General features: G+C 72.7%; 21 protein-coding genes and 1 tRNA gene. 15 read left to right on the plus strand and 7 right to left on the minus strand.

The genetic code is table 11. The features are described from left to right. Positions 1-142: 142 nt before the first annotated feature. The 7 genes from FGE12_RS09205 (at position 143) to FGE12_RS09235 (ending at position 5,506) form a co-directional block, all read left to right on the plus strand. A complete protein-coding gene (locus FGE12_RS09205; protein WP_153866044.1) occupies positions 143-1,504 on the plus strand; it encodes an IscS subfamily cysteine desulfurase in 1,362 nt (453 codons plus the stop codon). A gap of 49 nt (positions 1,505-1,553) precedes the next feature. Continuing rightward, the gene (gene iscU / locus FGE12_RS09210; protein ID WP_153866045.1) at positions 1,554-1,952 is read left to right on the plus strand and encodes a Fe-S cluster assembly scaffold IscU; all 399 of its coding nucleotides are present in this window, start codon (positions 1,554-1,556) and stop codon (positions 1,950-1,952) included. 12 nt (positions 1,953-1,964) lie between these two features. Then, positions 1,965-2,354 carry an iron-sulfur cluster assembly accessory protein gene (locus FGE12_RS09215; RefSeq protein ID WP_153866313.1) on the plus strand — a complete coding sequence of 130 codons (390 nt, stop codon included), beginning with the start codon at positions 1,965-1,967 and terminating at the stop codon, positions 2,352-2,354. Positions 2,355-2,516: 162 nt separating this feature from the next. Beyond that, positions 2,517-3,095 carry a Fe-S protein assembly co-chaperone HscB gene (gene hscB / locus FGE12_RS09220; protein WP_370458957.1) on the plus strand — a complete coding sequence of 193 codons (579 nt, stop codon included), beginning with the start codon at positions 2,517-2,519 and terminating at the stop codon, positions 3,093-3,095. A gap of 1 nt (position 3,096) precedes the next feature. Next, a complete protein-coding gene (gene hscA / locus FGE12_RS09225; protein ID WP_153866046.1) occupies positions 3,097-4,947 on the plus strand; it encodes a Fe-S protein assembly chaperone HscA in 1,851 nt (616 codons plus the stop codon). 17 nt (positions 4,948-4,964) lie between these two features. After that, a complete protein-coding gene (locus FGE12_RS09230; protein ID WP_194797733.1) occupies positions 4,965-5,342 on the plus strand; it encodes a 2Fe-2S iron-sulfur cluster-binding protein in 378 nt (125 codons plus the stop codon). A gap of 80 nt (positions 5,343-5,422) precedes the next feature. After that, positions 5,423-5,506 (plus strand) — tRNA-Leu (locus tag FGE12_RS09235). 50 nt (positions 5,507-5,556) lie between these two features. Here the strand turns inward: FGE12_RS09235 and FGE12_RS09240 are convergent. Both FGE12_RS09240 and FGE12_RS09245 read right to left on the minus strand, forming a co-directional pair. Then, positions 5,557-6,597 (minus strand): lysylphosphatidylglycerol synthase transmembrane domain-containing protein, encoded by a 1,041-nt coding sequence (locus FGE12_RS09240; protein ID WP_153866316.1) that lies wholly within the window; start codon positions 6,595-6,597, stop codon positions 5,557-5,559. 65 nt (positions 6,598-6,662) lie between these two features. Further along, positions 6,663-8,237: an alkaline phosphatase family protein gene (locus FGE12_RS09245; RefSeq protein ID WP_370458931.1), complete on the minus strand. Its 1,575-nt coding sequence runs from the start codon at positions 8,235-8,237 to the stop codon at positions 6,663-6,665. Between the two features lie 153 nt (positions 8,238-8,390). On the opposite strand from FGE12_RS09245, the gene FGE12_RS09250 reads away from it, so the two are divergent. The 3 genes from FGE12_RS09250 (at position 8,391) to FGE12_RS09260 (ending at position 13,856) form a co-directional block, all read left to right on the plus strand. Next, positions 8,391-9,788: a BamA/TamA family outer membrane protein gene (locus tag FGE12_RS09250; protein ID WP_228530683.1), complete on the plus strand. Its 1,398-nt coding sequence runs from the start codon at positions 8,391-8,393 to the stop codon at positions 9,786-9,788. A gap of 14 nt (positions 9,789-9,802) precedes the next feature. Continuing rightward, positions 9,803-10,990 carry an acyltransferase gene (locus FGE12_RS09255; RefSeq protein ID WP_153866047.1) on the plus strand — a complete coding sequence of 396 codons (1,188 nt, stop codon included), beginning with the start codon at positions 9,803-9,805 and terminating at the stop codon, positions 10,988-10,990. Between the two features lie 334 nt (positions 10,991-11,324). Then, on the plus strand, positions 11,325-13,856 hold the full coding sequence (locus FGE12_RS09260; RefSeq protein WP_153866048.1) for a S8 family serine peptidase: 2,532 nt from the start codon (positions 11,325-11,327) through the stop codon (positions 13,854-13,856). A 15-nt stretch (positions 13,857-13,871) separates the two neighbouring features. Here the strand turns inward: FGE12_RS09260 and FGE12_RS09265 are convergent, their stop codons facing one another. The 5 genes from FGE12_RS09265 to fni all read right to left on the minus strand — a co-directional run bounded on the left by FGE12_RS09265 (position 13,872) and on the right by fni (position 19,407). Beyond that, a complete protein-coding gene (locus tag FGE12_RS09265) occupies positions 13,872-14,951 on the minus strand; it encodes a mevalonate kinase (protein WP_153866049.1) in 1,080 nt (359 codons plus the stop codon). After that, a complete protein-coding gene (gene mvaD / locus FGE12_RS09270; protein ID WP_153866050.1) occupies positions 14,951-15,940 on the minus strand; it encodes a diphosphomevalonate decarboxylase in 990 nt (329 codons plus the stop codon). Before mvaD ends, FGE12_RS09265 begins: the two co-directional genes overlap by 1 nt. Next, the gene (gene mvk / locus FGE12_RS09275; RefSeq protein ID WP_153866051.1) at positions 15,937-16,896 is read right to left on the minus strand and encodes a mevalonate kinase; all 960 of its coding nucleotides are present in this window, start codon (positions 16,894-16,896) and stop codon (positions 15,937-15,939) included. The genes mvaD and mvk overlap by 4 nt, the downstream gene beginning before the upstream one ends. A 59-nt stretch (positions 16,897-16,955) precedes the next feature. Beyond that, positions 16,956-18,281 carry a hydroxymethylglutaryl-CoA reductase, degradative gene (locus tag FGE12_RS09280; protein WP_153866052.1) on the minus strand — a complete coding sequence of 442 codons (1,326 nt, stop codon included), beginning with the start codon at positions 18,279-18,281 and terminating at the stop codon, positions 16,956-16,958. A 67-nt stretch (positions 18,282-18,348) separates the two neighbouring features. Next, positions 18,349-19,407 (minus strand): type 2 isopentenyl-diphosphate Delta-isomerase, encoded by a 1,059-nt coding sequence (gene fni, locus FGE12_RS09285; RefSeq protein WP_153866053.1) that lies wholly within the window; start codon positions 19,405-19,407, stop codon positions 18,349-18,351. A gap of 267 nt (positions 19,408-19,674) precedes the next feature. Here fni and FGE12_RS09290 point away from each other — a divergent pair, with 267 nt between their 5' ends. The 5 genes from FGE12_RS09290 (at position 19,675) to FGE12_RS09310 (ending at position 23,929) form a co-directional block, all read left to right on the plus strand. After that, a complete protein-coding gene (locus tag FGE12_RS09290; protein ID WP_370458932.1) occupies positions 19,675-20,118 on the plus strand; it encodes a hypothetical protein in 444 nt (147 codons plus the stop codon). 304 nt (positions 20,119-20,422) lie between these two features. Beyond that, the gene (locus FGE12_RS09295; RefSeq protein WP_153866054.1) at positions 20,423-21,820 is read left to right on the plus strand and encodes a sugar transferase; all 1,398 of its coding nucleotides are present in this window, start codon (positions 20,423-20,425) and stop codon (positions 21,818-21,820) included. A gap of 73 nt (positions 21,821-21,893) precedes the next feature. Further along, positions 21,894-22,556, plus strand: coding sequence for a polysaccharide biosynthesis/export family protein (locus tag FGE12_RS09300; RefSeq protein ID WP_153866055.1), 663 nt, complete (start codon positions 21,894-21,896; stop codon positions 22,554-22,556). Positions 22,557-22,558: 2 nt separating this feature from the next. After that, positions 22,559-23,755, plus strand: a complete 1,197-nt coding sequence (locus tag FGE12_RS09305) for a hypothetical protein (protein ID WP_153866056.1) — start codon at positions 22,559-22,561, stop codon at positions 23,753-23,755. Positions 23,756-23,758: 3 nt separating this feature from the next. Further along, on the plus strand, positions 23,759-23,929 hold the full coding sequence (locus FGE12_RS09310) for a hypothetical protein (RefSeq protein ID WP_153866057.1): 171 nt from the start codon (positions 23,759-23,761) through the stop codon (positions 23,927-23,929). Positions 23,930-23,933: the final 4 nt, after the last annotated feature.

The raw sequence follows: 23,933 nt of genomic DNA on the forward strand, positions 1-23,933 counted from the left end.
CGCGAACGGGCTTATGTCTGCTTGACCCTGGGGGACGGATTTTTATAATAGACCAGTTTGGTCCACATTCGGTGGGAGCCGGTAGGAGCCCCTCCGGAGCGGACGCTCGCGCGGGGACCCGCGCGGTAAGGACTCGAGAGCGATGAAGCTGCCCATCTACATGGACAACAACGCCACCACGCCGCTCGACCCGCGCGTGCTGGAGGCCATGCTGCCGTACCTGCGCGAGGACTTCGGCAACGCGGCGAGCCGCAACCACGCCTTCGGCTGGAAGGCCGAGGCCGCGGTGGAGAAGGCGCGCAAGCAGGTGGCGGCGCTCATCGGGGCGTCCGACAAGGAGATCGTCTTCACCTCGGGCGCCACCGAGAGCGACAACCTCGCCATCAAGGGCGTGGTGGAGTTCTACCGCTCCAAGGGCGACCACATCATCACCCTGAAGACCGAGCACAAGGCGGTGCTGGACACCTGCAAGCGCCTGGAGCGCGTGCGCCAGGAGCGCCTGGACGAGCTGAAGATGCTGCGGCTCGCGCAGCTGAGCGGCCAGGACGTGACCCAGGACAACCTCGCCGAGCTCAGCCTCAAGCACGGCATCGAGGGGGACGAGACCTACCGCAAGTGGGCGGAGCTGCCCACGGGCGGCGCGCGCGTGACCTACCTGGACGTGGAGCAGGACGGCCGGGTGAGCCTCGAGAAGCTCGAGGCGGCGATGACCGAGCGCACCATCCTCGTGTCCATCATGCACGGCAACAACGAGATCGGCGTGCTGCAGCCCGTCGCCGAGATCGGCGCGCTGTGCCGCAAGAAGGGCATCCTCTTCCACTGCGACGCGGTGCAGAGCGTGGGCAAGGTCCCCTTCAACGTGGACGAGTTCAAGGTGGACCTGGTCTCCATGAGCGGCCACAAGATGTACGGCCCCAAGGGCGTGGGCGCGCTCTACGTGCGCCGCAAGCCGCGCGTGCGCATCGCCCCCATCATCGACGGCGGCGGCCACGAGCGCGGCATGCGCTCGGGCACCCTGAACGTGGCCTCCATCGTGGGCTTCGGCGCCGCGGCCGAGATTGCGCAGCAGGACATGGCCGCGGAGAGCGCGAAGACCTACCGCCTGCGCGAGCGGCTGCGCACCGGCATCATGGAGCAGCTGGACATGGTGACGGTGAACGGCAGCCTCGAGCACCGGCTGCCGGGCAACCTCAACATCTCCTTCGCCTTCGTCGAGGGCGAGGCGCTGATGATGGCGATCAAGGACGTGGCGGTGAGCAGCGGCTCCGCCTGCACCTCGGCCTCGCTCGAGCCCAGCTACGTGCTGCGCGCCTGCGGCGTCGAGGAGGACATGGCGCACAGCTCCATCCGCTTCGGCATCGGGCGCTTCAACACCGAGGAGGAGGTGGACTACGTCATCCGCCTCATGGTGGACAAGGTGCGGCGCCTGCGCGAGATGAGCCCGCTGTACGAGATGGCCAAGGAAGGCATCGACCTCAAGAGCATCGAGTGGACGGCGCACTAGCGCGGCCGCCCCAACCCGCGTTTACGCACACGCATCAGGGAGCAAGACCATGGCTTACAGCGACAAGGTCATCGACCACTACGAGAACCCCCGCAACGTGGGGACCCTGGACAAGGCGGACCCGAACGTGGGCACCGGCCTGGTGGGCGCGCCCGCCTGCGGCGACGTGATGCGCCTGCAGCTGAAGATCAGCGACGAGGGCATCATCGAGGACGCGAAGTTCAAGACCTTCGGCTGCGGCTCCGCCATCGCCTCCAGCTCGCTCGTGACCGAGTGGGTGAAGGGCAAGAGCGTGGACCAGGCCATGGAGATCTCGAACAAGGACGTGGCGCGCGAGCTCGCGCTGCCCCCGGTCAAGATCCACTGCTCCGTGCTCGCCGAGGACGCGATCAAGGCGGCCGTGGCGGACTTCAAGAAGAAGCGCGAGGCCCGCGCTCAGAAGGCGTAAGGCGTGCTGACGATGAGCGACGCGGCGACCCAGACCCAGAGCACTCCCCCGCAGGCCCCGGCCGCGAAGCCCGCACGCGGCGTGAGCGTGGCGGACAGCGCGGTGAAGCGCCTGCAGCTGCTGCTCGCCGAGCGCAACACGCCCGAGGCCGGCCTGCGCATCGCGGTGAAGGGCGGCGGCTGCTCGGGGCTCGCCTACTCCATGGAGTGGGCGGAGCGCCCTCGCGAGCGCGACAAGATCTTCGAGCGCGACGGGGTGCGCGTGTTCGTGGACCCCAAGAGCTACCTGTACCTCATCGGCACCGAGCTCGTGTACGAGGAGGGGCTGATGGCGAGCGGCTTCAAGCTGCAGAACCCCAACGTCAAGGCGGCGTGCGGCTGCGGCGAGAGCTTCGCGATCTGAGCCCGGGGGTGGCTCACGCGCCCCCGTAAGGTTTCGAGGCTCGGCCCGTCTGCAGGGTCGGGCCTCTCGTCTTTGGAGCCCCTGCTCCCGGAGCGACTTGTGAAGTGCTGGAACTGCCACAGTGACCCGGGCGCGAGCCCCTTCTGCCCCGCCTGCGGGAAGATCGCCGCGCGCCCCGCCGGCGCCACCCACTTCGACGTGTTCGGCCTGCCGCGCGCCTACGACGTGGACGCGCCGGCGCTCGAGCGCAGCTACCGCGAGCTGAGCCTCAAGCTGCACCCGGACCGCTTCGCACAGGCGGAGGCGAAGGAGCGCCGGCTCTCGCTCGAGCAGACCACCGCGCTCAACGAGGCCTTCAAGACGCTGAAGGACCCGGTGCGGCGCGCCTTCTACCTGCTCAAGCTGCAGGGCGTGGACCTGGACCGCGACGACGCGAGCGCGCAGAAGAACATGCCCCTCGACTTCCTCGAGGAGGTGATGGAGCTGCGCGAGGCGCTCGACGAGGCGATGGAGGCGAAGGACCTCACGCGCGCGCAAGGCATGGCGGTGGACGTGACGGCGCGCCAGAAGGAGGCGCTCGCGCAGGCGGTGGCGGCGCTGCACGCGCTGGGCTCGGCGCCCGCGGGCAGCGAGGAAGCGGCCGCGGCGCTCACAAAGGCCTCGCATGGGCTCGGACGCGTGAGGTACTTCACGCGCTTCCTCGAGCAGGTGGAAGCCTTCGAGGAGGAGGCACTGGGCTGACATGAGCAAGAACGGCTATCTGCAGATTCACGACCCGCTCAAGCCCAAGGGCCACGCGGTGGGCATCGACCTGGGCACCACCAACTCGCTCGTGGCGGCGGTCATCGGCGGCAAGCCCCAGTGCCTGCCCGCGGACGAGGGCGAGGCCCTGCTGCTCCCCTCCGTCGTGCACTACGCGAAGGACGGCGGCGTGGTGGTGGGCGCGCGCGCGCGCAGGCTCGCGCCCGAGGCCCCCACGGACACCATCGTCAGCGTGAAGCGCTTCATGGGGCGCTCGCCGGACGACCCCGAGACCCGCAAGCTGGGCAGCTACCGCTTCATCGAGGGCAGCCACTCCGTGGTGCGCTTCGACGTGGCGGGCGGCCAGCCGGTGACGCCCATCGAGGTGTCCGGAGAGATCCTGCGCACGCTCAAGCGCCGCGCGGAGAGCCACTTCGCGGGCAAGGTGGAGCAGGCGGTCATCACCGTGCCCGCCTACTTCGACGACGCCCAGCGCCAGGCCACGAAGGACGCGGGCCGCCTCGCGGGGCTCGAGGTGCTGCGGCTCATCAACGAGCCCACGGCGGCGGCGCTCGCGTACGGCCTGGACAAGAACAGCCAGGGCACCTTCGCCGTCTACGACCTGGGCGGCGGCACCTTCGACGTCTCCATCCTGAAGCTGGTGGACGGGGTGTTCGAGGTGAAGAGCACCGGCGGCGACTCGGCGCTCGGCGGCGACGACTTCGACCGCGCCATCGCCGAGCACGTGCTCGAGACCCTGGGCGAGAAGAAGCCCTCCCCTGCCCTCGTCTCCAAGGCGCTCGCGGCGGCGCGCAGCGCGAAGGAGGCGCTCACCGAGGCGGAGGAGGTGGAGCTTGCGCTCGGCGACGGGCACCGCCAGCGCATCACGCGCGCACAGCTGGACGCGTGGATCCAGCCCTACATCCAGCGCACGGGCCTGGTGTGCCGCCGCGCCCTCAAGGACGCGGGCGTCACGCCGGCGGAGCTGGACGGCGTCATCCTCGTGGGCGGCAGCACCCGCGTGCCCGCGGTGCGCGCGTTCGTGAAGCAGCTGTTCGGCAAGGAGCCGCTCGGGGACATCGACCCCGACCAGGTGGTGGCGCTGGGCGCCGCGGTGCAGGCGGACCTGCTCACCAACGCGGACCGCGCGGACGAGGTCCTGCTGCTGGACGTCATCCCGCTCTCGCTGGGGCTGGAGACCATGGGCGGGATCGTGGAGAAGGTCATCCCGCGCAACAGCACCATCCCCACCGCGGCGGCCCAGGTCTTCACCACCTTCAAGGACGCGCAGACCGGCCTGGACGTGCACGTGCTGCAGGGGGAGCGCGAGCTGGTCGAGGACTGCCGCAGCCTCGCGCGCTTCCGCCTCTCGGGGATTCCCGCGATGCCCGCGGGCATGGCGCGCATCGAGGTGCGCTTCCAGGTGGACGCGGACGGCATCCTCAGCGTGAGCGCGCAGGAGCAGAGCACGGGCGTCACGCAGGCGATCACGGTGAAGCCCAGCCACGGCCTCACCGACGAGGAGATCGAGCGCATGCTGCTCGACTCCATCGAGCACGCGGAGGACGACATCCAGGCGCGCCAGCTGCGCGAGCAGCGGGTGGACGCCGAGCGCGTGCTCACCGAGGCCGAGCGCCAGCTCTCCCAGCACGGCGACCTGCTTCAGCCCCACGAGCGGCAGCAGATCGACGCCGCCATGGCGCACGTGCGCGAGGTGGCCAAGGGACAGGATCACCTGGCCCTCAAGGAGAGCGTCCACGCGCTGGACGAGACGAGCAAGCCCTTCATCGAGCGCGTGATGAACCGCGCCCTCACCCAGGCCGTGAGCGGCCACTCTGTCGAAGAGTACTGAGCCGAGGAGCCCCGAGCGTGCCCAAGGTCCATTTCAAGAGCCCCCTCAACGACGTGACGGTGGAGGTGCCCGCGGGCACCACCCTGCTGGACGCCGCCGAGCAGTGCGGCGCCCAGGTGGGCCACAGCTGCGGCGGGGTGTGCGCCTGCTCCACCTGCCACGTGTGGGTGCGCAAGGGCCTGGAGTCGCTGAGCGAGCAGAGCGACGCGGAGATGGACCGGCTGGACCAGGCGTTCGACGTGCGCCCCTACTCGCGGCTCGCCTGCCAGTCGGAGGCCGGGAATGAGGAGCTCCTGGTGGAGATTACCGAGGAGTCCCTCACCGCGTTCATGGACGAGAACCCGGCGCTGCGGCACCAGCTGGAGGCCGAGGGAAAGTGGCCGCTCAAGAAGTAGCCGGGCGGCCCCACAACAGTGCTTGACGGAGCGGGCGCGCTTCCCTATACACCGACCCCGCTTCGCGCTTCACCCCACCTGCCCAGGTGGTGGAATTGGTAGACACACTAGATTCAGGGTCTAGCGCCTGCAAGGGCATGGAGGTTCGAGTCCTCTCCTGGGCACAGAGAAGGGACCCGGCGATTTCGCCGGGTCCCTTTTCGCTTTTCAGGGCTCAGGCGCTCGCGGGTGAGGGCTCGTCCACGTGGGCCACCTCGCTCGCCGCGTCGCGCGCGAGCCGGCCGCCCCGGCGCAGGTCACGCAGGCGGATGCCGCGCTTGTGCACGCACCAGCCGCCCAGGGACACGTGCGCGATGACCACCCCCAGGTGGGTGAGCGTGGCGTAGGCGGCCGCGTCCTCGGCGGAGGCGCCGAGGCTGCGCGCCGCCCAGCTGGTGACGAAGTAGTAGATGCCCATGCCGGCGGGCACCCCGGGGGTGGACTGGCCCAGCGACACGGCGCCCAGCACCACGGCGCCGGCGAAGAGCCCGCCCTGGATGCCCAGCCCGTGCAGGCCGAGGCCGTAGCCCAGCGCGCTCGCGAGCACCGGCCCCACGCTGAAGAGCAGCGCCACCGCCATGCCCCGGAAGCTGCGCGCGGTGCCCAGCCCGTCGTACAGGTGGCTGAGGAAGTGCTGCAGCCGGGGCGAGCGGTGGCGGCGCGCGAGCGCGCGGGAGAAGTGGCCGCTGTAGTGCGCGAGCAGCACCACGAGCGCCACCAGCCCGACGCACACGGACACCGCCACCCTCAGCGCGTTGCGGTAGTGCGCCATCGTCTCGCCGAAGGGCCCGGCGAAGGAGAGCGCCACCAGGAGCATGAGGCTCGCGAACTCGAGCAGCTTGCACACCGCCACCGAGCCCAGGCACTGCACGAAGGGGATGCGCTCGGTGCGCGAGAGCAGGAAGGAGCGCATCAGGTCTCCCAGCTTGCCGGGCACCGCGTTGTGGGTGAACGCGCCGATGCCCACCAGGTGGAAGCGCTCCTTCAGCGGCACGGGCCGGCGCAGCGTGCGCTGCCACTGCAGCGCGCGCAGCGGGATGATCGCCGCCTGCAGCAGGATGAACGGGACCAGCCACTTCAGGTGGTTGGGGAGGTCCGCGACGAACTTCTGGAAGGAGAAGCGCGGCACGAGGTGCGGGCCCGGCCCCGAGAGGTGCCACTGGAAGAAGGCCGTGGAGAGCAGCGCCGCGGAGAGCACCAGGCCCACCACGCCCATGAGCAGCTTCAGCGCGGCGCCCCCCGCGTCTGGACGGCGGCGGCCGCGGGCACCTGCGCCCGCGCTCAGCACCGGTACACCTCGCACAGCCGCTCGTGCAGCTGGCTCGCGTGGCTCAAGGCGCGCAGGTCCAGCGGCGCGTGCGCGGGCCAGCACACCAGGCTGTCCGTCTCGGTGTGGGTGAGCCCGCCGTGCGAGCCGAACTCCCACGCGAAGCCCACGGTGCGGTCCTCGCCCACCTCGCGCCCGTAGAGGATGAGGTCTCCCGCGTTGGGCATGTGGGGCAGCTCGCGCAGCAGGTCCGCCAGCGCCTCGCGCGAGAAGCCCGGGGAGAGGGGCGCCTGCGCGACGTCATCCGGTCCGTACACGCCGCCGCCCACCACCGCCACGAAGCCCTCGCCCCGCCGCAGCACGACGATGGCCAGGTCCGGGTGCGCGAGCGCGCGGCCCAGCGCCTCGGGGAAGTGGGCGAGCAGCACCTCGGCCTCCATCGGCCGCGGCTCGCGCGCGAGGTACACGTGCGCGAAGTTGCCCGCCTCCACCACCACGGGCGCGCCGGGCACCGGCCCCGGCACGTCCACCGGCGTGGGGCGTCCGTCGCGAAGCCCCCGCACCACCTCGGGCGGCACCTTGCGCGGCGGGCCCTCGAGCAGCGCGGCCGCGAGCCGGCGGCCCCCGCGCTGCTCGAGCGGCTCGGCCTCCACGTGGCCGTGGTCGGTGACGAGGACGATGTCGTAAGGCTGCTCGAGCGCGCGCGACACGGCGTCCAGGTCCGCGAGCGAGGCGTCCACGCACTGCAGCTCCGCGAGCGCGAGCGGCGAGCGCGGCCCGCGCCGGTGCGCCGTCTCGTCGTAGTTGCCGAAGACGAGGTAGATGAGCGGCACGCCTCGCGCCATGTCCACCACCGCCTTGGTGTGCGCGAAGCCCCAGCCCAGCCGCTGCAAGAGCACGCGCGAGACGAGGAAGCCCGGCTCGTGGCGCCAGTCCCCCAGCGCGCGCGCCCAGCGGCTCACCTCACCCAGCGCGCGCCCCGTCTCGCGCGCGAGCGTGCCTGCCGCCCGCAGCGCGCCGTCGCGCCGGCCCGCGAGCACGCCGCGAAACTCCGGCACCAGCCCGCGCGCCATCCGCTCGGCGCTGCCCAGCGTGCTCATGCACAGCTGGTTGCCCGCGTCCCCGCGAAAGAGGCTGAAGTAGGTGTGGCCTCCACCCTCCAGCAGCCGGCTGCTCGAGCGCCGCCCGAGCCGCGCCTCGATGGCGCGCGTGTCCTGCGGGTGGTTCATCGCGACCTCGCGTCCCAGCGCGCGGTCGAACCAGGAGTAGCCCGGGAGATCCGGATGCCGCAGCCCGTAGAGCAGCCCCGCCTGGAAGGCCGGGGTGGCGGCGGGGCTTCCCCAGAAGGCGCGCTCCAGGTGGTAGGCGCCCGAGCGCACCAGTCCCGCGAGGAAGGGCATGCTCCCCGAGCGCAGCGCCGTGTCCAGCACCGCGCGCGGCACGCCGTCCAGGTGCACCAGGAGCAGGCGGCGCGCCCCGGCGCGAGGGCCCGCGGGCACCGGGGTGAGATGTCGGCGCACCCGCTCGACGCGCGCGCGCGCCCAGGCCGCCACCTGGCTGTCCGGCTCGGGTCTCGGGGCTGCGCTCACGCTGCCACTCCTCCTCCCCTCCTATTGGGAATCGCCGGGCGGGATGTCCACCCACCTGTCCTCACGCGCACCTCCCAAGCGTTGAGTACGAGGGAGCGGGCTCGCGGTGACCCCCCATTGCCGATCCGATAAGTCGACCTATCCTTGCCCGCGATGACTTATTCCCTCGTGCTGCTCGCCGCGCTCGCCACGACGGCCTCCTCGAGGGACGGACACGCCCCGGCTGCACCGCGCGAGGCGCCCGAGGCGCCGGTGCGGGTCGCCCGGGCCGAGCCGACGGCGGTGCAGCCTCCCGCGCTCGCCCAGGGTGCACTGGCTTCGACTCTCGGTGTGACTCCGGCCCCGGCGCCGGGTGCCGCGCTCGAGGCGGCGACGGTAGGTGCGCAGGCGGCGCTCCTGCCCGTGCGCCCGGTGCCCTCCGGCGCCCCGCCCGTTGCGCCGGAAGGCGCGCACCGCAGCGAGGGCGTGCGCCAGCACGGCGTGGACATGCTTGCGCTGCCGATCGTGTCCTTCAGCTCCGACCAGGGCATGGGCTACGGCGTGGTGGGCGGCGCGTACGTGTACGGCGAGGGCTACGCGCCCTACCGCCACGCGCTGGGCCTGCAGATGTTCGTCACCCAGCGCGGCAGCCAGAGCCACTTCATCCGCTACGACGGGCCGCGCCTGCTGGGCCCCCTTCGGGTGGAGGCGCGGGTGGAGTTTCGCCGCGAGACGCTCAGCCCCTACTTCGGCGGGGGCAACGAGTCCGCGCCGCAGTTCAGCGGCGACATGACCGACCAGCGCTTCAACTACGCGCGCCTGTCGCCGGGCGCGTGGGTGCGGCTGCGCGGCAAGCCGCTCGGGGAGCAGAGCCCGCTGCAGGCGTACGTGGGCTACAACTGGCACACCACGCAGGTGCGCGTGTACGAGGGCTCGGTGCTGAGCGAGACGCAGCCGCCCGGCAGCAACGGCGGCTGCAGCGCGCAGCTGCTGTCCGGCCTGCTCTGGGACACGCGCGACAACGAGGTGGACCCCACGCGCGGCGGCGTCGAGGAGCTGAGCGTGCGCGTCAGCGCGATGCCCACCGGCAGCAGCTTCGACTACGCGGGCGTCACCCTGGGCGAGCGGCGCTACGCGCGCATCAGCTCGCGGGTGCTCTTCGCGCAGCGGCTCTCGCTCGACGTGCTCTTCGGCGAGGTGCCCTTCTTCGAGTGGGCGCAGACCGGCGGCATCACCTCCTCGGAGGGGGTGGGCGGCATGACGAGCGTGCGCGGCATCGAGCGCAACCGCTTCGCGGGCTACATCAAGGCCTTCAGCAACTCCGAGCTGCGCGTGCACGCCACCGAGTTCCACCTGCTGGGCGAGGCGAACCGGCTCGGAGTGGTGGGCTTCCTCGACCTCGGCCGCGTGTGGCACCCGGGCGCACAGGACGGCAAGTGGTACGCGTGGCACCCGGGGGTGGGCGGCGGGCTGCGGCTCGCGCGCCGCGCCGCGGTGGTGCGCATGGACTACGCGCTCTCCACCGAGACGGGGCGTCAGGGGCTCTACTTCAGCGTGGGGCAGATGTTCTAGGCTCGCGCGCCCCGATGACCGCGCCCCGCACCGAGAGCTCCCCTGCCCCGCAGCACCTGCACGGCCTCGACACGCTGCGCGCGCTGGCGATCCTGCTGGTCTTCGCCTTCCACTACCAGGTGTTCGTGAGCCGCGAGCCCACCTTCGGCTGGGCGAGCACCGTGGGCTGGACGGGGGTGGACCTCTTCTTCGTGCTCAGCGGCTACCTCATCGGCCGCCAGCTGATGAAGGGCGCCACGGCGCCGCAGGGGCTCTCCATCCCGCGCTTCTACGCACGGCGCTTCCTGCGCACGCTGCCCAACTACTACGGGGTGCTCGCGCTCTACCTCGCCTTCCCGGCGGTGCTCGGCGGCCGCGAGCCGCCCGCGCTGTGGCGCTTCCTCACCTTCACGCAGAACCTGGGGCTCGAGCCCGGCACGGCCTTCTCGCACGCGTGGTCCTTGTGCGTGGAGGAGCAGTTCTACGTGCTGCTGCCGCTCGCGGTCGTCGCGGCCGTGCAGCTGCGCCCCCCGCGCTGGGCGGCATGGGCGCTGATGGGCGGGCTCGTGGCCGCCGGCATCGCGGTGCGCAGACTTCTCTGGGTGCGCTACGGCCGCGAGGCAGGAGGCGGCATCGAGGGCTACCACCCGAACATCTACTACTCCTCGCTGTGCCGCTTCGACGAGTTCCTGCCCGGGGTGGCGGTGGCCTTCCTGCAGACCTTCCACCCCCAGCTGTGGCAGCGCCTCACCCGCTACCGCCGCGCGCTGCTCGCTGCCGGGCTGCTCGCGGTGACCGGGGCGCTCGCGCTCGTGCTCACGCGCTACCAGTTCGAGGGCTACGGCTACGGCTACTTCATGACCGGCTTCGGCTACTCGCTCGTCGCGTGCGCGTTCGCGCTGCTGGTGGTGGCGGCGCTGTGTCCCGGCTCCCTGCTCCACCGCGTGCGCGTGCCCGGGGCGGAGCGCCTCGCGGCGTGGTCCTACGCCATCTACCTCACCCACAAGCCCATCGCCTTCGCGCTGCACCGGCGGCTCGGAACGGAGGCGCTGGTGGGCAAGGCGGGAGAGGTGGCGCTCATCGCTGCGGCCTGCCTCGTCGGAGGCTGGCTGCTGTACCGCTTCGTGGAGCAACCCTTCATGCGGCTGCGCGAGCGTTACGTCCCCTCGCACCTCGCGCCGCCCACGCCGGCCGAGGTTGCCAGCATCGCCTCCGCGCCGTAGCGCGGGCGCGGCGCTGCTTCTCGCTGAGCCCGGGCGTGCCGCAGCGCAGCGCGGCCGTGCAGCGCTCCGGGCATGAGCCTGCCTCCGGTTCGCCACGCTCCACGGGAGCCGGGCAGGGCTCCCGGTCCGCAGCGAGACGCAGCGCGGTGTAGCGAGCCGCACGCATGAAGCGCTGCGGCGTCACGCAGCGGACAGCGGGCGAGCGCCTCCGTGCTTCCGCTGCGCAGCAGAGATCCAGCGCAGGTGTGTGCAGACAAGGCACGTGCAGCGCGCGGGTGTGGCCTCTCAGCGGGGCACGCGCGCGCAGGCAACGCAGCACCTGCACGGAGACGTCATGGCACAGGGATGGAAGCGGTGGTTCGGCGCAGCGGGGCTCGGCCTGCTGCTGGCAGGCAGTGGGGCGGAAGCGGCCACGGTGGGCAAGGCGCTGCAGCGGCGGCTCGCCCCGCTGACGGACGAGGTCAGCGTGGGGACGGTGATCGTCACCTTCCAGGGCTCCCGGGGGCTCCTGCCCGAGCACCTGGACCTGCTGCGCGCGCTGGGCCTGAAGACGGGCACCACGCTGCCCACGCTGGGCATGGTGGCGCTGCCGGCGACCGCGGGCCAGGTGCGCCGGCTCGCGGCAGACCCGGCGGTGCGCAGCGTGTGGAGCAACGAGCGGCTGCAGTACTTCGACGCGGAGATCCGCACCCTCACGGGCGTGGAGCGCGTGCGCTCGGACGCGGAGATGACGCGGGCGAACGGCGGCCTACCCTTCACCGGCAGGGGCATCGGCGTGGTCATCAACGACAGCGGCATCGACGCGCGCCACGACGACCTCAAGCTGGGCAGCCACGTCGTTCAGAACGTGCAGATCCTCACCGACACGAGCACCCAGGAGGGCTTCACGCCGCTGCTCGCGGTAGAGAACCTGCCGGACACGGATCTCAACGTGGGCCACGGCACGCACTGCGCGGGCATCGTGGGCGGCACGGGCCAGGACTCCGGCGGCCGCTACGCGGGCGTGGCCCCGGGCGCGAGCCTCATCGGCACGGGCTCGGGCGCGGTGCTCTTCGTGCTCAACGCGCTGGGGGGCTTCGAGTACACGCTCGCCAACCAGGCCCGCTACGGCATCCGCGTCATCTCCAACAGCTACGGCGGCAGCGGCCCCTTCGAGCCGGAGGACCCGGTGGCGCTCGCCTCGAAGCTCGCGCACGACCGCAACATCACCGTGGTGTTCGCCGCGGGCAACAGCGGCCCGGGCAAGGACACGCTCAACCCGTACGCGAAGGCGCCCTGGGTCATCGGCGTGGCGGCGGGGACGAAGGAGGGCGGGCTCGCCTCCTTCTCCAGCCGCGGCACCCCGGCCTCGCAGCGGCTGGGCAACGCGGACCCGCTCGATGACGGCGATGCGCCGACGATCACCGCCCCCGGTGCCGGGCGCGAGTTCGACCCGGCCGTGAGCTCCATCAGCCAGAAGTTCAGCGCCGCCTACGTGAGCACGCGCTCCATCACCAACGTCTTCGCCAATGGCCAGACGGACGACCTCGAGCTGCCGCTCGCGTACCTGCCCTTCTACACGCAGATCTCCGGCACCTCGATGGCCACGCCCCACATCGCCGGCGTGGCCGCGCTGATGCTCGAGGCGGACCCCACCCTCACGCCCGATGACATCAAGGGCATCCTCACCCGCACCGCGAGCCGCATGCCGGGCTACGAGGACTTCGAGGTGGGCGCCGGCTACGTGAACGTGTACGCGGCGATCGACCAGGTGCTGCACCGCACCCGTGCCTACGGCAGCTTCAGCGTGCCGGCCTTCAACGCGCGCTACACCGTGAGCGGCCCAGCCCCGCTCGCCCTGCACGTGGACTACAGCCCGCTCGCCCTGCCCGGCGCGGGCTCCGCCAACGCGCGCACCCTCACCGTGGAGGCAGGCGTGAACGTGCTGGACGTGTTCGCCACCTTCGACACGGCGCTCGAAGACGGCGAGGGCAACACGGTGGGCCTGCTGCTCACCAGCCCCAGCGGCGCGACCTACAGCTCCGGCATCGCCCTGCCGGTGCTCGATGCGCCGAGCCGCGAGGTGGTGGTGAAGAACCCCGAGGCGGGCACCTGGCTGCTCGAGGTGCGCGGCGTGCGCAGCCTCGCCGCGGCGCCCGGCGTGAGCCTGCCCACCAGCGGCGCCGCGGCGCCCGGTCCCGTGGACATCACGGTGACCCAGCAGCGCTTCACGCTGGAGCCCGTGGCGGACATCCAGGGCCACCCCGCCCAGGCGGAGATCGAGAGCGCGCTGAAGGGCCGCCTCATGGACACCTTCGCGGACGGCACCTTCCGGCCGGACCGCGCGGTGACGCGGATGGATCTCGCGCGCAACCTGGTGCTCAACACCGCGCTGCGCCAGTCGCTCGCGGCGAGCCCGCGCTTCACGGACCTGAGCGGCGCGGACGAGGCCGTGGCCGAGGCGGTGACGGCGAGCGGCTCCACGCTGCGCGACTGGGACTTCGGCCCCGCGGGGATGATGGGCGCGAGCGGCTCGAGCTTCAATCCGAAGAGCAACGTGTCGCGGCTCGACGTGGCCGTGGCCCTGGTGCGCGCGCTCGGCCTGGACACGCTCGCGCGCAGCAAGGCCGGCTCCCCCGTGACGGTGCAGTACTCGGGGCAGACGCTGGTGCTCGCCGACAACGCGCAGATCCCGCTCGCGCTGCGCGGCTACGTGCAGCTCGCGCTGGACCGCGGCATTCTGCAGGCCAGCTACTCTCTCGAGCAGGGTCCCTTCGACTTCCAGCCCACGCTCACCGCGCGGGTGAAGCCGACGGACACCCTCACCCGCGCGCTGCTCGCCTACGCGCTCACGCACTACCGCGAGCACTTCGTCGCGGGCGACTAGGCACGTCCCTGGCCGCTACTCCGCGGCCTCGAGCCACTGCGTGAGCCGCGGGTCGGCGTGCGCCTCACCGCGCACGCCGGCCTCCGGCTCCAGCGGCAGGGCATAGAGGCCGCGCGCGGCGAGGCCCTCGAGCAGCTCCGCGCGCGCTTCCTGCGAGGGCGCGAAGAGGATGCAGCCGTCGCCTCCGCCTGCGCCGGAGAGCTTCCCCGCGCAGCCGTAGCTGCCCGCGAGCGCGAGCACGCGGCGCATGCCTTCCGTCTCCAGCGGGCCCAACTCGAGCAGCAGCGCGTGCTGGGCCTCCACCGCCTCGCGGAAGGCGCGGAAGTCTCCGCCCGCGAGCCCCTCCTCCACCGCGAGCCCCAGCGCATCCGAGCGCTGCATGAAGCGCGCGCGGCCCTCGGCCTCGAGCTGCGTCTCCACCTGCGTAATGAGCACCCGCGTGCTCGCCGACGCGCCCGTGAAGGCGTACGCCATCGCCACGCGCGGCGCGGGCAGCCGCCACAGGTCCACCGGCGGGGCCTCGAGCAGCGCGGCGCCGTAGCGCGAGGAGTTGCTCGCGGAGAGCAGCGCCGCCACGTCGTAGCGGCGGTAGCGCAGCACGCCTCCCGCGAAGCTCGCCGCCACGTCCCCGCCGCTGCCCTTGCCGCCCTGTCCCGCCGCGTGTGAGGCGAGCGCGAGCTTGAGCGCATCGAAGCGCTCGGAGAGCACCGAGCGCGCCCCTTCCGCCGCGAGCACCGTGGCGCAGGCGCTGCCGCCCATGCCCAGCTTGTGCCCGTTCGCCCCCACGGCAGAGGGAGCCACCGCGAGCTGCAGGCCCAGCGCGTCGCGGCCGTGCGCGCGCAAGGCCTCGTCCAGCGTGCGCGCGACGAAGGCGAAGCCCGCGGGCACCGCGCCCTCCCAGGCGACCCCGAAGGGCGTGGCGCGCCCCTCCAGCCGCCCCTCCTCCAGCACCACCTGCACGCGCGTGTCCTGGCGGCGGCGCACGAGCGCGTGGGTGCGCGGGCCCACCGCGAGCACGCGGGCGACGCCGCCCCACAGCACGGCGTACTCGCCGCTGAGGAAGAGCTTGCCGGGGGCCGAGAGGGCGCGCTCCATCAGAAGAGGTGCTCGGAGAGCAGCTCGGCGTCTCCGCCCGGCACGCAGCGCACCACGTCCTGGGCGCCGCAGGCGCGGGCGAGCGCCTCCGCGGCCACCTCGTGCGCCGCGTCCGTGATGAGGACGGGGTTGGGGCCGGCGTCCAGCGTGAACCACACCGGCACGCCCTTCTTGCGCTGCTCCTTGAGCGAGCCCACCAGCGCGAGCGTGCCCGGCAGCAGGTAGCAGAGCGGCGGATCCGCGGCGAGCGCGCTCGCGTGCATGCGCCACGCGTTGCGCTCGGCGAGCGCGCCCAGTCCCTCGAGGTCGCGCGCCTGGATGAGCGAGCGCGCGCGGGCGAGCTCCCCTTCCGCGTCCGCGCACCAGGCCGGGTAGTAGGGCGAGCTGTCCACGGTGTGCTTCATGCCGTCGCGGCTCTTCACGTCCTTCTCGTCGCGGCTCACGATGGCCACGACCATGCGCAGCTCCGGCCAGTGCGCGGCCGGGAAGTCCTGCACCGCGTAGCTGTCCTCGCCGTCCGCGCGGCTGCCGCGCAGCCAGCTGCAGAAGCCGCCCTGGATGCTGCGGCAGGCGCTGCCGCTGCCCAGGCGCGCGAGCAGGCTCGCCGCGCGCGGCTCTGCCGGGAGCCCCGCCGCCGCGCGCGCCGCCACCGCCAGCGCCGCGAAGCCTGCCGCGCTGCTCGCGAGCCCCGCCGCCTCCGGGAAGTCGCCGCGGCTCACCACCCGGGCCGCCCCCTTCACGCCGCCCTGCGCGCGCACCGCGTCCAGCACCCGCAGCACCCGGTCGCGCGCGCTGCCCTTGGCCACGTGGTGGTTGATCTCCACCTGGTCGGCCGTCCCCTCCTGCCCGAACTCCACCGTGGTGCGCACGGAGAGCGGCGAGAGCGTGAGCGAGAGGCTGGACTGGTGCGGAAGGATGAGCGCGTCGTCGCGCTTCCCCCAGTACTTCACCAGGGCGATGTTCGGATGCGCGAGGGCGGTGGCTTTCATGGCGAGCCTCGAAGGGAGCGTCGGGAGGGGCCAGCGAGCTGGCTCTCGAAGCAGCGGACACCCTCGCGCCGCAGCTGCGCGAGCGCCCGCGCGGGGTCGGAGAAGAGGCCGATCACGGCGCCGCCGTCGCCGCCCGCTCCGGTGAGCTTCGCGCCCAGGGCGCCCAGCGCGCGCAGGCGGTAGACGGCGTCCTCCAGCGCGGGCGAGGAGAGCCCGAGCGCCGCGAGCAACCCCTGGTTCACGTTCATCAGGTCGCCGAGCGCCTCGAGGTCGCCGGCCTCCACGGCCTCGGCGCCCTCGGTGGCGAGCCGGCCCATCTCGCGCATCAGCCGCGTGTAGCGCGCGGGCCAGCGCGCCTGGCGCGCGCGCAGGGAGGCCACGGTGGCCCGCGTGGGGCTGCGCACGCCCACCAGCGCCACCACCACGCGCAGGGGCTGCGGGCTCGCGACCACGCGCGCGCGCCCCGCGTCCAGCCCGGGCCGCTTGCGGAAGAGCACCAGCTGGCCGAGCGCGCTCGAGGTGTGGTCCACCCCCGAGGGCGTGCCGTGGAACTCCTGCTCCATGCCCCACGCCACGCGCGCGACCTCCGCGGGCACCGGCGCCCGGCCGCTCGCGGCCTGCAGCAGCAGCCGCGCGCACGCGACCGAGAGCGCCGCGGAGGAGCCGAGCCCCATGGACACGGGGAGCCCCGCCTCGAGCGTCACCTTCACCGGAGGGTTGCCCGTGGCGGCCGCCGCGCGGGCGAAGGCGCGCGAGAGCAGCGCGCGCTGCGGGCGGCTGAGCTCCCCGGGCATCACCAGCTGGGTGCGGCGCGCGGGGACCCCGCGCGCCTGCATCCCCACGGTGAGCGCGCCGGCGAGCGCGGGGTGGCCGTACACCACGCTGTGCTCTCCCAGCAGGATGACCTTGCCGGGACCGAAGGCCGTGAGGGGCTCGCTGCTCGCAGGGGTGCGCATGGCTACCCGCGCCCTTTACCCCATCCCCGGCAGGCGTTGGACCGGAATCGGGACCGGAATCACCCGGTGCCGGTGGCGGCCGCGGCCTCCTCGGCCGGCAGCGCGGCGATGATCTCGCGGGCCTTCTCCACCTTCACGTGGCCCGCCTTCACCAGCAGGTTCGCGATCTTCTCCACCCAGTCGCCGCGCGCGCCCGCCGTCACGGCCACGCAGCGCGCGTGCAGGGCCATGTGGCCCTTCTGGATGCCCACGCTGCCCAGCGCGCGCAGGGCGGCGAAGTTCTGCGCGAGCCCCACCGCGGCGAACACCATGGACAGCTCGCGCACGCTCGTGGTGCGCAGCAGCTTGAGCGCCACCTGCACGCCGGGGTGCACCTTGATGGGGCCACCCACCGTGCCCAGCGCGAGCGGCAGCTCGATGCGGCCCACCAGGTGCCCCTCCTCGAGGAACCAGTTGGACAGCGGGCGGTACTGCCCGTCGCGGCAGGCGAAGGCGTGCGCCCCCGCCTCGATCGCGCGCCAGTCCTGCCCGGTGGCGATGGCCACCGAGTCGATGCCGTTCATCACGCCCTTGTTGTGCGTGGCGGCGCGGTAGGGGTCCGCCTGCGCGAAGCGGCTCGCCTGCGCGATGCCCTCCGCGATGGCCTCGCCCGGCATGTCGAAGTCCGCGAGCAGCGGCACCGGGATGCGGCAGGTGGCGCGCGCGAGCCGGCGGTCCGCGAGGTTGGAGAGGATGCGCAGGTACACCTTGCCGCCGGTGATCTGCTCGATGAAGGGCGCCACGCCCTCGGCCACCGTGTTGATGAGGTTGGCCCCCATCGCCTCCTGCGTGTCGATGACCACGTGCACGATGAGCAGCGGCTCGCCGCGCGGGCCCTCGGGCGCCGGCAGCACGCGCACCTCCACGTCCTTCGCCCCGCCGCCGCGCCGCACCATCTGCGGGTGGAAGCTGTTGGCGAGCGCGAGGATGTGCTCCTTGTGCGCGAGGATCTTCTTCGTGGCCTCGGTGGGGTCGCCGTAGCGCGTCACCTGCACCTGGCCGATCATCATCGACTCGTCGGCCTCGGCCACGAAGCCGCCTGCCTCGCGCACGATCTTGGCCGCGAAGGACACCGCCGCGACCACCGAGGGCTCCTCCACCGCCATCGGCACGATGTAGTCGCGCCCGTTGACGCTCATGTTCAGACCGAGCCCCAGCGGCAGGGAGAAGGTCCCCACCGCGTTCTCGATCATCTGGTTGGCGAGCGTCGCCTCCAGGCCCTCCGTTCCCTGAAGCTGCGCCAGCTCCTCCGGCGTCAGCCGGAACATCCGGCCGAGCTGGGCGAGCCGCTCGTCCATCGGCAGCTTGTGGAACCCGGAGAGCCGGGACGTCACGGTGTCAGACATGGTTTCCTTCCCACCCTCTACACACTGCGGTCTACGGACTGTACGGACGCCAGCGCCGGGCGCCTCTCTATAGCGCCGAGAGCCACTCCTTCAACTCACCGGTCAGCACCCTCGGCCGCTCCCTCAGATCAGCTGGCCTTCTGCAACCCGTCAGCACGAAGGCCTGGCGCAGGCCCGCGAGGATGACCTGCAGGGCGGCTTCCGCCCCCGCGAGCCCTCCCGCCTGCTGGGCGCGGAACAGCGGCAGCGCCATGCCGCCCACGTCCGCTCCCAGGGCGAGCACCTTTGCGAGATCCAGGCCAGTGCGCAGCCCGCCCGACGCCACGAGCCGCGGCTCCGGTCCCACCGCGCGGCGCACGCTGGCGATGGCGGCGGCCGTGGGGATGCCCCAGCCGCTGAAGGCCGCGCCCAGCTCGGCGAGCTGACCGGCCGCGCGCAGCTGCTCCACCCGCACCCAGCTGGTGCCGCCCAGCCCCGAGACGTCCAGGTGGCGCACGCCCAGCTCGCAGAGGCGGCGCGCCACGTCCGGGCCGATGCCGCAGCCCGTCTCCTTCACCAGGAGCCGGTCACCGAAGGCGCGCACCAGCTGGCCCACGATCTCGTAGCCGCCGCGGAAGTCCCGGTCGCCCTCCGGCTGGGTGAGCTCCTGGCCCGCGTTGAGGTGCAGGGCCATGCCGTCCGCCCCGATGCTGTCTCCCAGCCGCCGCACCCCGTCTACGCCCAGCCGCACCGCCTGGTAGAGCCCGATGTTGCCCAGCACCACCGCCGTGGGGGCCACGCTGCGCACCTGGTAGGAGGCGGCGCGCTCGGGCGCCTCGCTCATGGCGCGCTGGCTGCCCACCCCGAACGCGAGCCCGTGGCGCTCGGCGAGCTCGGCCATGTCCCGGTTCACCTGGCCCGCCCGCTCGGTGCCGCCCGTCATCCCGGTGATGAGCAGCGGGGAGCGCAGGCGCTTGCCGAGGAACTCCGTGGAGAGGTCCACGTCCTCCACCGCCATCTCCGGCATGGCGCAGTGGACCAGGTGCACGCACTCGAGCAGGGTGCGGTTCTGCGCCGGCTCCACGTCCCCGCTCGCGCAGAGGTCGAGGTGCGCGTCCTTGCGCCTGGCTGTGGTCTCCTCACCCATGCTCGTCTGTCCCCACCGGGCCCCGCTCGCGCCCCTCGGGCTCGCGCGGCGCCGGCCGTCCGGGGTCTGTCCCTCTGATGTCGAACGCGGCCGCGCGATGCGGCTAAGTGCCTGATAGGCCGAGGGATTCCTAGCAAGCGAGGGAGGGGCGTGCAAGCCAAAGGGATGGGGCTCGCCGCAGCGCTCGTCCGCCGCCCTGCCCCGGCGTGTCCCGCGGCCTGCGGCGCGTCCCCCCCGCGCCTGCAGTCGCGGTGTTAAGAGGGGCGCGTGTCCGCGAGCACTCCCCTGCCTCCGTCCCCGCCCCCCGCCGCAGCCAGCAAGGTCGCCGTCTTCCTGCACAGCGGCGACTACGATCGCGTGCACCAGGGGCTCTCCATCGCGGCAGCGGCCGTGGCGGCCGGACGCCCCGTGGAGCTCTACCTCTTCTGGTGGGCGCTCGAGCGCTTCGTGAGGGGCGCGCTGGACGAGCCGGACTTCGGCCCGGAGCACGAGGACGTGGCGGACCGGCTCGAGGCGCGCGGAGCGCCCACCTGCCGCGCCCTGCTCGAGCACGTGCGCGAGTCCGGCCGGGCCTCGGTGCACGCCTGTACCGGCTCGCTCGCCGCGGTCGGCGCTGACCCGCAGCGCCCCGTGGTGGGCGTGGACGGCTGGGTGGGCTGGAGCGCCATCCTGCAGCGCACCGCGGGCGTCGTGGACCGCTTCTACCTCTAGTCCACACGGCGTGCCCGGGCGGCGCCTTCACACCGCGTGAGGCTCGGATGACAGGGGCTCGGCTACCTGCCCGCAATCATTGAGGCGCAAAAAAGCCGCCAAAGCCATAAAAAGCATCACTTACCGGGCGCATTAGATTTATCGAGGACGTTGGGGAATCTACATCTCCCCCCCGTTCCCACCGCGACGCGCACGGTGCTACACAGGCGCCAATGTGAGTCGATTACGCCTGTACGGCAAACGTCTGACTTCGACACACAGAGGGGAAACCCGGGCTGATCGGGACTCCAAAGGGGGGGAACGTATGTCGTCGTCCATTGGCACCGTCGCACCGGGTGCAGCCGCGAAGGTCAATCTGATCCTCGACGTGCTGACGCTGCTCTTCGCCATCGTGCTCGCGACGCCGGGCAGCAGCCTGTCGGCCGCGCTCGCAGAGCCGGCCACCGTGAGCTTCGCGGTGGTCGCACTCGGGGTGTGGGTGGTGACGAGCATCGCGCTGCGCCACTACGCGCGCAGCATGGGGCGTGATCGCCTGGACGACGCGGCCATGGTGACGGTGCTCGCGCTCGCCGAGGCGACGGTGCTGCTGGTGGGGAGCCTGGCGGCCCCGCCCGCGTCGCTGCCCGCGCTGGGCATCTTCTTCGCGGTCCTCTGGCCGGTCACGCTGTGCGTGCGCGTGCTGGGCATCCGCCCGCTGTGGGCGCGCGAGGCGCCGCTGGACGAGGTGCTGGTGGTGGGCGTGGGCGCGCTGGGCCGGGCGACCGCGGACAACCTCGCCACCCCGGGCAGCCGCCGCCAGGTGGTCGGCTTCCTCAGCCTGCCGGGCGAGGCGGTGGCGCCGCAGCTGCTGCGCGCGCCGGTGCTGGGCAGCAGCACGGACCTCGGCCGCATCCTCGCCGAGAAGGCCGTGGCGGAGGTGTACATCGCCGGCAGCGCCACCCGTCAGGGCGAGGCGATGCAGGCCACCATCCGCACCTGCGAGACCTACGGCGTGCCCTTCGCGCTGCCCGCGTACGAGTTCCGCCTGGACCGCGCGCGCCTCGCGGACCCGCGCGCCGTGCTGGACGGCTACCTGCACTACGCCCAGTCCGACACCAAGCCCACGCAGCACGCGCTCAAGCGGCTCTTCGACATCGTGGCCTCGGGCCTCGCGCTCTGGCTGCTCCTGCCGCTGCTCGCGGTGGTGGCGCTGGCCATCAAGCTCACCAGCCGCGGCCCCGTCTTCTTCAAGCAGGTGCGCGCCGGCGTGCACGGCCGCCCCTTCCACATGCTCAAGTTCCGCTCCATGGTGGTCAACGCCGAGGAGCTCAAGGCGCGGCTCGCCGCTCAGAACGAGCAGACCGGCCCGGTCTTCAAGATGAAGAACGACCCGCGCATCACGGGCATCGGCCGCTTCATCCGCAAGTACTCCATCGACGAGCTGCCCCAGCTCATCAACGTGCTGCGCGGCGACATGAGCGTGGTGGGTCCCCGCCCTCCGGTGCCCGCGGAGGTCGCCCAGTACGAGCCCTGGCAGCGCCGCCGGCTCTCGGTGCGCCCCGGCCTCACCTGTATCTGGCAGGTGAGCGGGCGCAACCAGATCTCCTTCGAAGACTGGATGTACCTGGACATGCAGTACATCGACCACTGGAGCCTCTCCCAGGACATCGGTCTCATCTTGAAGACAGTTCCGGTGGTGCTTACCGGACGCGGGGCGAGCTAGACCCCGGGGCGGCTTCCGTCCCCCTCTGGGCGCGTGGTACTGAGGCAGCATCTTTCTTTCGGGGGCGGAGCCCATGAGCAGGTTGGTGCAGCAGGGAACGGCAGCGCATGGCGCGGGCAAGGGCCCGGGCCGTAGCCAGGGCCGTGCGCGGAGCGCATTCGGGCTCGCGCTCGGGCTGCTCGCGCTGCTCTCGGGCTGCAAGCACGCGGGGGCCTACACCTGGGTGGACCAGGTGGCGCCCGAGCCCGAGGCCTCCGAGTACCAGATCGTGCGCGGGGACACCCTGAGCGTGCGCGTGTTCGGCCAGGAGGGGATGAGCGCCCGGGCGCGGGTGCGCGAGGACGGCAAGATCTCCCTGCCCTTCCTGCAGGACGTGCAGGTGGTGGGCTACACGCCGCCGGTGCTCGCGCAGCAGCTGCAGACGCGGCTCAAGGACTACTTCGCCAACCCCGTGGTCACCGTGGCGCTCGAGGAGCCGCGCCCCTTCACCGTCTCGGTGATGGGCGAGGTCGCGCGCCCGGGCCTGGTGCAGGTGGAGCGCAGCAACCCCGGCGTGCTGCCCGCGCTGGCGAGCGCCGGGGGGCTCACCCCCTTCGCGGACCATGACGCCATCTTCGTGCTGCGCCCGGGCAGCCCGCCGCGCCGCATCCGCTTCAAGTACGAGGCGCTCACCACGGCCGAGGGGAGGGCTGCCGCGTTCCGCTTGCAGAGCGGCGACGTGGTCGTGGTGGAGTAGCCATGTGGACCCCGCTCGCGATCGTGCCGCTCGCGCTCGCGAGCGGCAGCGTGGGAAGCGCGTACGAGGCGGGCCTGCGCGCCGAGCTGCGCAGCCGCCCCTCGGGCTCGCGCGGCGCGGACCTGGAGCTGGTGCCGGCGCTCGCGCTCGAGCACACCCACGAGACGCTCACCTTGGCGGTGCGCTACGCGCCGCGCCTGCTCATCTCGGTCGATGCGGGAGCCCCGGGGCTCGCCGTGACCTCTCCCAACGTGCTGCACGTGGGCGCGCTCGAGGCCACCTGGGCCCTGAGCCCCATCTCGCAGCTGCGCGCGGTGGAGCAGGTGAGCTACGGCGTGAACCAGTTCGACCCGCTCTCCGCCAGCGATCCCGCGGATCCGCTCAACGGTGAAGCGCCCGGGCTCGAGGGGCGGCCGCTCACCTCCGTGCCGCGCTACCTGTCCACGGACACCGGCCTCGCGTGGAGCCGCGCGCTCAGCCTGCGCACGCGCCTGTCGCTGGGCGCGCGCTACCAGGTGAGCGGCAGTCTCGCCGAGGAGGCGCGCGCGGCGCTGCCCTTGCAGCACGGCCCCTCCGCCGAGGCGCGGCTCAGCCACGACCTCACCCGGCGCGACCAGCTGGAGACCGTGGCGAGCGCCACCCAGACCACCTTCTCCACCGACGAGAGCGCCCTCACCGTGACGCTCGCCCAGGGCTGGCGCCGCCAGCTCGCGCACGCGCTGGACGGGGAGCTCGCGCTGGGCGGCGCGGCGCTGCGCTCGACGAGTCCCGCGCAGCCCGCGGCGGGCACGCGCGCGCTGCCGGTGGCCGCGGCCTCGCTCGGCTACGCGCCGCAGCTCAGCGTGCACCCGCTCACCCTGCGCGCCGCCGCGCGCTACGCGCCCTTCATCGACCGGGTGAGCGGCGAGGCCTACGGCCGCGCCGAGGGAGACCTCGCGCTCGCCTGGTCTCCGCACCCCTGGGTGCAGCTGGGCTCGCGCGCGGGGCTGGCGCGCGCGCTGCAGTCCGGGGCGGGCCAGGGCAACACGCTCGCCACGCTGGAGGCCGGCGCCACGTTCCAGAAGGACAAGGCGCTCGCGCTCTCGGCCGGCGTGCGCGGCGCGTGGGACCGGCGCACGCTCGCGGACGGCACGGCCCTGCGCCGCTTCGACGCCGGCGCCTTCCTCACCCTCACCCTGCTCACGCACGAGGCGCTCTAGGCCATGGGCAAGGTGATCCTCATCTCCATCGTGGTCGTGCCCATCGTGCTCGCGATGCTCGCCGCGCGCGAGAAGCGCGCCGTGTACGGCCTCAAGCGGCTGGTGCTGCTCATCCTCGCCTTCCACGTCCTGTACGTGCTGGCGGTCCTGTTCGTCTACCCACGGGTTGCCTGATGCC

Source organism: Aggregicoccus sp. 17bor-14 (assembly GCF_009659535.1).
Classification (GTDB): domain Bacteria; phylum Myxococcota; class Myxococcia; order Myxococcales; family Myxococcaceae; genus Aggregicoccus.

Bases quoted from the DNA above. Each gene is read 5' to 3' on its own strand.
- FGE12_RS09205 (WP_153866044.1), top strand. From the start codon at position 143: ATGAAGCTGCCCATCTACATGGACAACAACGCCACCACGCCGCTCGAC.
- iscU (WP_153866045.1), top strand. From the start codon at position 1,554: ATGGCTTACAGCGACAAGGTCATCGACCACTACGAGAACCCCCGCAAC.
- FGE12_RS09215 (WP_153866313.1), top strand. From the start codon at position 1,965: ATGAGCGACGCGGCGACCCAGACCCAGAGCACTCCCCCGCAGGCCCCG.
- hscA (WP_153866046.1), top strand. From the start codon at position 3,097: ATGAGCAAGAACGGCTATCTGCAGATTCACGACCCGCTCAAGCCCAAG.
- FGE12_RS09240 (WP_153866316.1), bottom strand. From the start codon at position 6,597: ATGGGCGTGGTGGGCCTGGTGCTCTCCGCGGCGCTGCTCTCCACGGCC.
- FGE12_RS09250 (WP_228530683.1), top strand. From the start codon at position 8,391: ATGACTTATTCCCTCGTGCTGCTCGCCGCGCTCGCCACGACGGCCTCC.
- FGE12_RS09255 (WP_153866047.1), top strand. From the start codon at position 9,803: ATGACCGCGCCCCGCACCGAGAGCTCCCCTGCCCCGCAGCACCTGCAC.
- FGE12_RS09260 (WP_153866048.1), top strand. From the start codon at position 11,325: ATGGCACAGGGATGGAAGCGGTGGTTCGGCGCAGCGGGGCTCGGCCTG.
- FGE12_RS09265 (WP_153866049.1), bottom strand. From the start codon at position 14,951: ATGGAGCGCGCCCTCTCGGCCCCCGGCAAGCTCTTCCTCAGCGGCGAG.
- mvaD (WP_153866050.1), bottom strand. From the start codon at position 15,940: ATGAAAGCCACCGCCCTCGCGCATCCGAACATCGCCCTGGTGAAGTAC.
- mvk (WP_153866051.1), bottom strand. From the start codon at position 16,896: ATGCGCACCCCTGCGAGCAGCGAGCCCCTCACGGCCTTCGGTCCCGGC.
- FGE12_RS09280 (WP_153866052.1), bottom strand. From the start codon at position 18,281: ATGTCTGACACCGTGACGTCCCGGCTCTCCGGGTTCCACAAGCTGCCG.
- fni (WP_153866053.1), bottom strand. From the start codon at position 19,407: ATGGGTGAGGAGACCACAGCCAGGCGCAAGGACGCGCACCTCGACCTC.
- FGE12_RS09295 (WP_153866054.1), top strand. From the start codon at position 20,423: ATGTCGTCGTCCATTGGCACCGTCGCACCGGGTGCAGCCGCGAAGGTC.
- FGE12_RS09300 (WP_153866055.1), top strand. From the start codon at position 21,894: ATGAGCAGGTTGGTGCAGCAGGGAACGGCAGCGCATGGCGCGGGCAAG.
- FGE12_RS09305 (WP_153866056.1), top strand. From the start codon at position 22,559: ATGTGGACCCCGCTCGCGATCGTGCCGCTCGCGCTCGCGAGCGGCAGC.
- FGE12_RS09310 (WP_153866057.1), top strand. From the start codon at position 23,759: ATGGGCAAGGTGATCCTCATCTCCATCGTGGTCGTGCCCATCGTGCTC.